The following is a 7,518-nucleotide window of genomic DNA, read 5'->3' as shown; positions in this document are numbered from 1 at the left end:
CTTGTACGGTTGTCGTGACAAGTTGTATTTTTGTTGTGAGAAAGGGACGCTCAGGAGTATCGGGAGGGCGGGTGGGTCCAATACCTTAATGAGTGGACGGGGACACTTTCTTGCGGATGGCCTCTTCGTAGACGGTGCATTCTTGAGGACAGTGCATTCGCGGGACGGGGTCACCTTTTAGGAAGTGGTAGCGGATGTAATAGAGGGTATCGTCTTCGCCGCGTTCCGAGAGCATGCGCAGCAGAAATTCGAGCTGCGAGAGTGTCTCGGGATGGACGAACCAGAGGTGGCCGATTCCTTTTTTGAGATACTGGTACGGCGCCTGATCGGTATAAGCGTCTCCGAGGTAGACGCGGGACGCGCTGATGCGGTCCATAATCATCTCGGCGACGTAACGGCGCGGCATTGGGACGCCTTTGATGATGGTGTCACAATTGATACCGTAATCAATCCAGTATTCAAAATGATGTTTGTTGCGCCCTTTATGGTGCATCCAGGATTTTGACATGCCGGTGTCTTCGCGCTCGGCGTTATTGGGACTCCGGTCGCCCTGATAGTATTTCATGCCGACCAGAAATTCCGTCGGCGAATATTTCGAGAGGTCGTGGGTCAGTCCCTGCCAGTACAGTCCTATTTTGAAGCAGTACCGCATGACCCACATTTTGTGTGTGGTAATGGTTTTAAAGTGCTGCCATGCTTTCATCATTCTGCCTCTTCTCCTGCTTTCCTGTTAAAATTATGATACTGCGCGGCGGCACGATGACCGTTTTTGCGCTGACTTTTTTCTGATTTTCTTCTGTCAGGAAGACTTCCGGTGTGTTGGTGTCGGCCGTCAGATACCAGACCTTCTGTTCCGGGAGGGACGGCAGTGCCAGCTCATGCGGATTCCAGTGCATGTTGTAGGCAATATAAAGATCGTCGTCCTTGTTGCCGTCTTTATCCTGGAAATAGCTTCCGCAGTACATGACGCCGATAAAACGGCACGTATTTTCCATCTGGGAGAACCAGGCTCTCTGGCTGTGGAAGGACATATCCGGGCAGCCGTAGGATTTGTAGTCGATGAGGCGCGGCTCGCGTTCGCCGTGCAGCGCCGGATGCGCTTTCCGGAAGGCGATTGCTGCTTTTACAAAGGCGGCAAACTCCGGATTCCGGGCGGCTGCTTTCCAGTCGATCCAGCCGGTTTTGTTGTCCTGGCACCAGGCGTTGTTGTTGCCCTTCTGGCTGTTGCCGAATTCATCACCGCCGTAAATCAGCGGTGTTCCCTGGCTTGTCATCAGCATGAGAACGGCATTTTTCAGCTGGCGGAGACGCAGCGCGCGCACAGCCGGTTTCCGGGTCACGCCTTCTGCGCCGCAGTTCCAGGTCAGGTTTTCGTTGGAACCATCCATATTGTCTTCGCCATTGTCCAGATTGTGTTTCTGTTCGTAGGAAACGCTGTCATACAGGGTAAAACCGTCGTGATCCGCAAGATAATTGATCACACCGTGTGTCTCCGGGCTTCTTCTCAGATAATAGGTGAAGTCGGAAAGGCTGCCCTCATCGCCTTTTAAGAAGCGGCGGATATGGTACTGGTAGCCCTGATTGTGTTCCCCTAAATTCCGGAACCACGGGCGTTTTCCCTGATAGATCCGTGCGCCGTCAAAACCGAGGAAAATCAGTTTCGTCTTCCGAAGGAGTGCATCTTTGGACGCTTCTTCTGCCAGCGATGCATCGCCGACCAGATGGAAACCGTCGATCTGGTAGCGGAGCTGCCAGTGGTGCAGAACCTGCAGGGCAAAACCAGAAGGCGTTCCCGGGGCAAAACAGAATTCCATCAGGCATTCGATACCATTCTCATGCAGGGCATCGACCATCTCTGCGAACTCTGCGACGGCATCTGCGGATGCAGCATACGAAGCTTTCGGAGCAAAATACAGGGCCTTTGTGCCGTATCCCCAATAATTCACGCGCTTCTCTTCCGCCGGCGCCGGATATACATAGGCCGGCTCCGTAAGGGAGGTCCACTCAAAAAACTCGTAGGACGGCATCAGTTCTACTGCATTGATACCGAGTTCTTTTAAGTATGGAATTTTTTCGATCACGCCGCGGAACGTTCCCTTGTTCTTTACACGGGAGCTTCCGTCTTTGGTGAAACCGCGCACATGGAGCTTATACAGAATCGTCTCCTCATACGGCCGGTGCAGTGAGGTGGTGCGCATTACCGGGTACTCCGGGAGAAGGCAGCAGCAGGCGCCCTCTTCTTTTTCCATCGGTGCACCGAAGGTTTCTCTTCCTTCTACTGCTCCCGCATACGGATCCAAGCAGAAAGCTTCGTCCATCCGGTAGGCATACGAAAACTTTCCTACCGTCAGGCCTGTGATTTCCACGGAACTGATCACGCCAGTGCGCTCCTCTTCCGGAAGCGGCACGGTAAGAAACGGTTTCTGGTGACCTTTCCGGTACAGCAGAAGCTCTGCTTTTTTTCCATCTGATACTTCTACGGCAAAATTGTATCCGTCTTTCGTCGCCGATGCGCCCATTTTCTCCGGATTTCCCGGTAAAATTCGATATTTTCCTCTGTTTTTTGTCTGTATCATAATTTCCGCCCTTATTTTTTATAATTTGTTGCAATTGTCATACTATTAATGTAAATCATTTGAATAAAATTGTCAATTGACCAATGTTACCAATTGTTATACCTCTAAATCCAGTTCCACCGGGCAATGGTCGGAACCGAGAATTTCGGTATGGATTTTGGCATCTGCAACTGCATCTTTTAAGGACTCTGATATCATAAAGTAATCAAGCCGCCATCCTGCATTCCGCTGGCGTGCCTGAAAGCGGTATGACCACCAGGAATACGTCACGGTGTCCGGATACAGCATACGGAAGGAATCAACAAAGCCTTTTTCTTTGATCACAGCAAATTTTTCGCGCTCCTCTTTCGTAAAGCCGGCGTTTTTCTCATTTGCCTTTGCATTTTTGATATCCATCTCGGTCGCTGCGACGTTCAGATCTCCGCAGAAAATCACCGGTTTTTCCTGCTCCAGTCCTTTTAAATAAGAAAGAAACGCATCCTCCCACTCCATCCGGTAGGCAAGGCGTTTTAATTCATCCTGCGAATTCGGTGTGTAGACGGTTACAACAAAGTATTCCGGAAACTCTGCCGTAATCACACGGCCTTCCATATCATGTTCTTCGATTCCGATACCATAGCGAACGGAAATCGGCTCCTCTTTGGTAAACAGGGCCGTGCCGGAATATCCTTTCTTTTCCGCATAATTCCAATACTGATGATAGCCGGGCAGCTCAAGGTCGATCTGTCCTTCCTGCAGCTTTGTCTCCTGCAGGCAGAAAATATCGGCATCTGCCGCCTCAAAGTATTCCTGAAAGCCTTTCTTCATACAGGCTCTCAGTCCATTTACGTTCCAGGATATCATTTTTTTCATACGCAATTCATCTCCTTTTCCTGACAGTCTGTTCTCTGCGGTTTCTGTTGCAAAGCGCTGGGAACCGACTTCCGTTTTCTTTTATTCCTCTTTCAGAACATACAGCACTTCCAGCGACGCATCCGACGGTCCGTGAAATTCGCAGCCGTCTGCTTTATACTGGCGCATCAGTTCCAACATTTCTCTGCTGTACCGCTCGCCCGGGCAGATGAGCGGGATTCCCGGCGGATATGGGGCTGCCATCTCGGCTGCAATTCGTCCTTCCGCTTCTGCAAACGGAACGGCTTCCTTCTCCGCAAAATATGCCTCGCGCGGTGTCTTTACCATCTCCGGCAGGCTGCGGAACAGCCACTGCTTTTCTGTAAACTTCGTCCGCCCCGTCGTTTTCCCGCTCTCTGCTGCCGAAATTCCTGCCAGCGCATCGATCAGCCGTGTGATATCTTCCTCGCTGTTTGCCCAGGTAATAACGCAGACCACGTTCTCCTCGTCGGCAAGCTCTGTACTGACGCGGTATTCCTCGTACAGACGCACCTGCAGATCGTAGCCGGAAATACCAAGTTCTCTTGCCGAGAATACAAGACGCGTCAGGTCGATCTTCCATACGCCGCACGTTCCTTCCATCTCGGTCCCAAGAACTTCGATTCCTTTGATCTTTGCAAGCTCCTGCCGCGCCCTCTGGCCGAGTTCCAGCGCGCGTTCCATTCGCTCTTTTCCGTGCAGCGCCATCCCGCGCCGCGCCGCATCGAGGGATGCCATCAGAAGGTAGGACGGCGATGTACTCTGTACCATCTGCAGATTGGCGGCCACTCTTGCCTCATCGAGACGGCCAGAACCGAGTGATAAGAAGGAGCTCTGTGTAAAGGAACCCGCCGTTTTGTGGATACTCTGCGCGCAGGCATCCGCACCACTTTCCAGTGCGCCGAGAGGAAGCTGTTCGGAAAAATAGAGGTGCGATCCATGTGCTTCATCGACAAGAAGCGCTGCGTTGTGGCAGTGACAGATTTCTGCGATCGCCTGCAGATCACTGCAAAGACCGTAGTACGTCGGGCTGACCAGAAGTACGGCTTTCGCATCCGGCGTTTCCGCGAAGGCTTTTTCGATCGTCTCCGGCGTTACGCCGCCCCACATCTGCCATTTCGTGCTGTACTCCGGCATCACATAAACCGGTGTGGCTCCGCTTAAAATCAGGCCCATCAGCACCGATTTGTGCACGTTTCGCGGAACAATGATTTTTTCGCCCTCTTTCACAGACGAAAGCACCATCGCCTCGTTGCCGCATGTTGTGCCGTTGACAAGAAAAAAAGTTTTTTTTGCCTTCCACGTTTCCGCCGCCAGTTTCTGCGCCTCTGCAATCACGCCCTCCGCGTGATGCAGATCGTCAAGCCCTTCTGCCTCCGAGAGGTCATACGCCGCAAGCGACGCTCCGTTTAACGTCTCATCCAGCCCGCGCTCAAACCGGTGTCCCGGAATACGGAAATAGGCCGGTGCTTCCTCCCGGAACTGTTGTAACGCCTCCACAAGAGGCATTCGATTCTGATCCATTCTGCTTTGTTTCCTTTCAAACGATTTCTGAATCTTTTTCTGAAGCGAAAGAATCCTCCCCGCACCGCTGTGCGGGAAGGACCCCCTTATCTGCATTTTTCTGTTTTATATGGTTTATTCTACCGGAGTAGTCCAGCCATATTTATCTTCCAGTTTACCCCACTGGATACCGGTCAGGGTATCGTACAGTTTCTGGGTCAGCTCACCGATCTTGAAGTCATTTACAACAACAGAATCGTCCTTGTATACAAATTCACCAACCGGAGATACAACTGCTGCTGTACCAGTACCAAATGCTTCTTCCAGTGTGCCGTCATGACCTGCTTTCATCAGATCGTCAACCGACAGATGTGTTTCGTTTACTTTATATCCCCAGTCTCTTAAGATATGGATCAGGGAATCACGGGTTACGCCCGGAAGAACAGTTCCTTCCAGCGGTGCGGTGTAGATTTCGCCGGCAATCTTGAACATGATGTTCATGGTTCCAACTTCCTCTACATATTTACGATGTACGCCGTCCAGCCACAGAACCTGGGTGCATCCCATCTTCTCTGCTTTTACCTGGCCTGCGATGGAACTTGCATAGTTACCGCCGCATTTTGTAAATCCTGTGCCACCTTTGACTGCACGAACATATTCATCCTCAACCAGGATCTTAACCGGGTTGATGCCCTCTGCATAGTATGCTCCAACCGGAGTGGTGATGATAACGAATTTGTAGGATTTTGCCATATGTACGCCAAGGCTTGCCTCAGTAGCGAACATGAACGGACGGATGTAAAGAGATGTACCTGGCTCAGACGGTACCCAGTCTTCCTGTGCTTTAACCAGTGCTTTGACAGCCTCTACAAACATCTCCTCCGGTACGCCCGGCATGCAGAGTCTCTCGTTGGATTTAATCATACGGCGTGCGTTCATTTCCGGACGGAACAGCTGGATCTTTCCTTCTGCTGTTCTGTAGGCTTTCAGTCCCTCGAACGTTTCCTGTGCATAGTGAAGTACCATGGTTGCAGGATCCATCGGGATTCCGCCGTACGGTACGATTGCTGCATCATGCCATCCCTGCTCTTTGTCCCAGTCCATGACAAACATATAGTCTGTAAAGTGTTTTCCGAATCCAAGATTTTTCTGATCCGGTTTTTCCTGTAAATGTTCTCTTTTTTCAAATCTGATATCCATTTTTTGCCTCCCCGGCAGTTGAGGATAAGTTTGTTCAGCTGCCTGTATATTTAGATTCAATAGTGATAGTATAAAACTGTACCCGAAAACAGTCAATAGAAAATACGACTAATTTTTCATTTTTTCGTTCTTATTTATTGTATCTTTTCCGTATTTTCCTGTATCAGCCGCATTTTTTCTGCTTTCCCGGCACAGCCATTGTGTTTTTTTCTATTATCTGTTAGAATGGCAGACAAGAACCTGATAAGACTTGAACACGAAAAAGGAAGGTAATACAAATGAGTGAAGAATTATTCAACAGCGCATCCTGCAGCGGAGACTGCGCAGACTGCGGCAGCGACTGCCAGGATCTGGATCAGCCGACTGTTACCCTGACACTGGACGACGATACCGAAGTAAAATGTGCCGTACTGACCATTTTCCCAGCTCCGAACCAGAAAGAGTACATCGCTCTTCTGCCGCTCGATGAAAACGGCGAGAACGAAGACGGCGAAGTTTATCTGTATCGTTACTACGAAGAGAACGGCCAGCCGAACCTCGACAACATCGATTCCGATGAAGAGTACGAAATTGCAGCAGACGCATTCGACGAGCTGATGGATACCGAGCAGTTCAACGAGATGGAAGAAAATTCCACCGAAGAGTAAGAATCACAGACTTTGAAACGATTGCAGAACCCGGCGGGAGACCTTATTTTCCTGCCGGGTTTTTCTCTCTTTTTCTCTCAAATTCCCATTATTTCTTATTTGTACAGCTTTTCTGCATCTCTCTTTAAGATCTGTTTCTATTCTTTTACAGACGTATAATATATGTGAGTAGCAATTTTCATGCCGCTACATTACATAGGAATACGAGGTATCTTTTTATGAGAGATAAAGATGTGATACAGCACATTCAGGATTTATGCAAAGAGCGTTCCTGGACTTATTACCGTCTTGCAAAAGAGGCGGACATTCCCTATTCTACCTTAAATAATATGGTAAACCGCACCAATATTCCAACCATCCCTACCCTGCAGAAGCTCTGCGACGCTTTCGGCATCACACTTGCCGATTTCTTTCTCGACGAGCCGGATGCCCTGCAGCTTACCGAAGGACAGCAGGAAATCATTACGCTTTACAATAATCTTTCGCTGGAGAAAAAGAAAATCTTAAAAGCTTATATGAAAGGTCTTCTGATGGAAGTCTGACTTTTCCGGCATCATAAGTATCACAGATAAAGAAAGTTCCGTTTTTTGTTTTTCTAAAACAGAGGCGGAACTTTTTTTCTGTCGATAAACTTTTCTTAAATTTTTCTAAAGCCCGGGACTTTTCCCGTATTTCGTTGTAGAATAAAGGACAACTGTTCACATATTAATCACAGAAGGAGT

At 49.4% G+C, this 7,518-nt stretch carries 7 protein-coding genes; 2 read left to right on the top strand and 5 right to left on the bottom strand.

What is annotated here, in order from left to right; all coding sequences use genetic code 11:
- Nucleotides 1–85: 85 nt before the first annotated feature.
- The 5 genes from DWX26_RS01310 to DWX26_RS01290 form a co-directional block, all read right to left on the bottom strand.
- Nucleotides 86–703, bottom strand: coding sequence for a DUF5662 family protein (locus tag DWX26_RS01310; RefSeq protein ID WP_226906316.1), 618 nt, complete (start codon nt 701–703; stop codon nt 86–88).
- Nucleotides 681–2,576, bottom strand: coding sequence for an alpha-amylase family glycosyl hydrolase (locus DWX26_RS01305; protein ID WP_055218161.1), 1,896 nt, complete (start codon nt 2,574–2,576; stop codon nt 681–683). Before DWX26_RS01305 ends, DWX26_RS01310 begins: the two co-directional genes overlap by 23 nt.
- A gap of 96 nt (nt 2,577–2,672) precedes the next feature.
- The gene (locus tag DWX26_RS01300) at nt 2,673–3,428 is read right to left on the bottom strand and encodes an exodeoxyribonuclease III (protein ID WP_117812864.1); all 756 of its coding nucleotides are present in this window, start codon (nt 3,426–3,428) and stop codon (nt 2,673–2,675) included.
- A gap of 81 nt (nt 3,429–3,509) precedes the next feature.
- Nucleotides 3,510–4,970, bottom strand: a complete 1,461-nt coding sequence (locus DWX26_RS01295) for an aminotransferase class I/II-fold pyridoxal phosphate-dependent enzyme (RefSeq protein ID WP_158554953.1) — start codon at nt 4,968–4,970, stop codon at nt 3,510–3,512.
- Nucleotides 4,971–5,084: 114 nt separating this feature from the next.
- Entirely contained in the window at nt 5,085–6,149 is a 1,065-nt protein-coding gene (locus DWX26_RS01290) for a branched-chain amino acid aminotransferase (protein ID WP_117509070.1), read from the bottom strand.
- A 278-nt stretch (nt 6,150–6,427) separates the two neighbouring features.
- Between DWX26_RS01290 and DWX26_RS01285 the strand changes: the two genes are divergently transcribed.
- Nucleotides 6,428–6,796, top strand: coding sequence for a DUF1292 domain-containing protein (locus tag DWX26_RS01285; protein WP_117509071.1), 369 nt, complete (start codon nt 6,428–6,430; stop codon nt 6,794–6,796).
- Between the two features lie 218 nt (nt 6,797–7,014).
- Nucleotides 7,015–7,338, top strand: a complete 324-nt coding sequence (locus DWX26_RS01280) for a helix-turn-helix domain-containing protein (protein ID WP_055218165.1) — start codon at nt 7,015–7,017, stop codon at nt 7,336–7,338.
- Nucleotides 7,339–7,518 lie beyond the last annotated feature (180 nt).

Origin of the sequence: Blautia sp. AF19-1, assembly GCF_003479155.1 — a bacterium.
Taxonomy (GTDB): domain Bacteria; phylum Bacillota; class Clostridia; order Lachnospirales; family Lachnospiraceae; genus Fusicatenibacter; species Fusicatenibacter saccharivorans.
The sequence above is the reverse complement of the archived record's forward strand: the minus strand, read 5'-3'. Positions and strand labels throughout refer to the sequence as shown.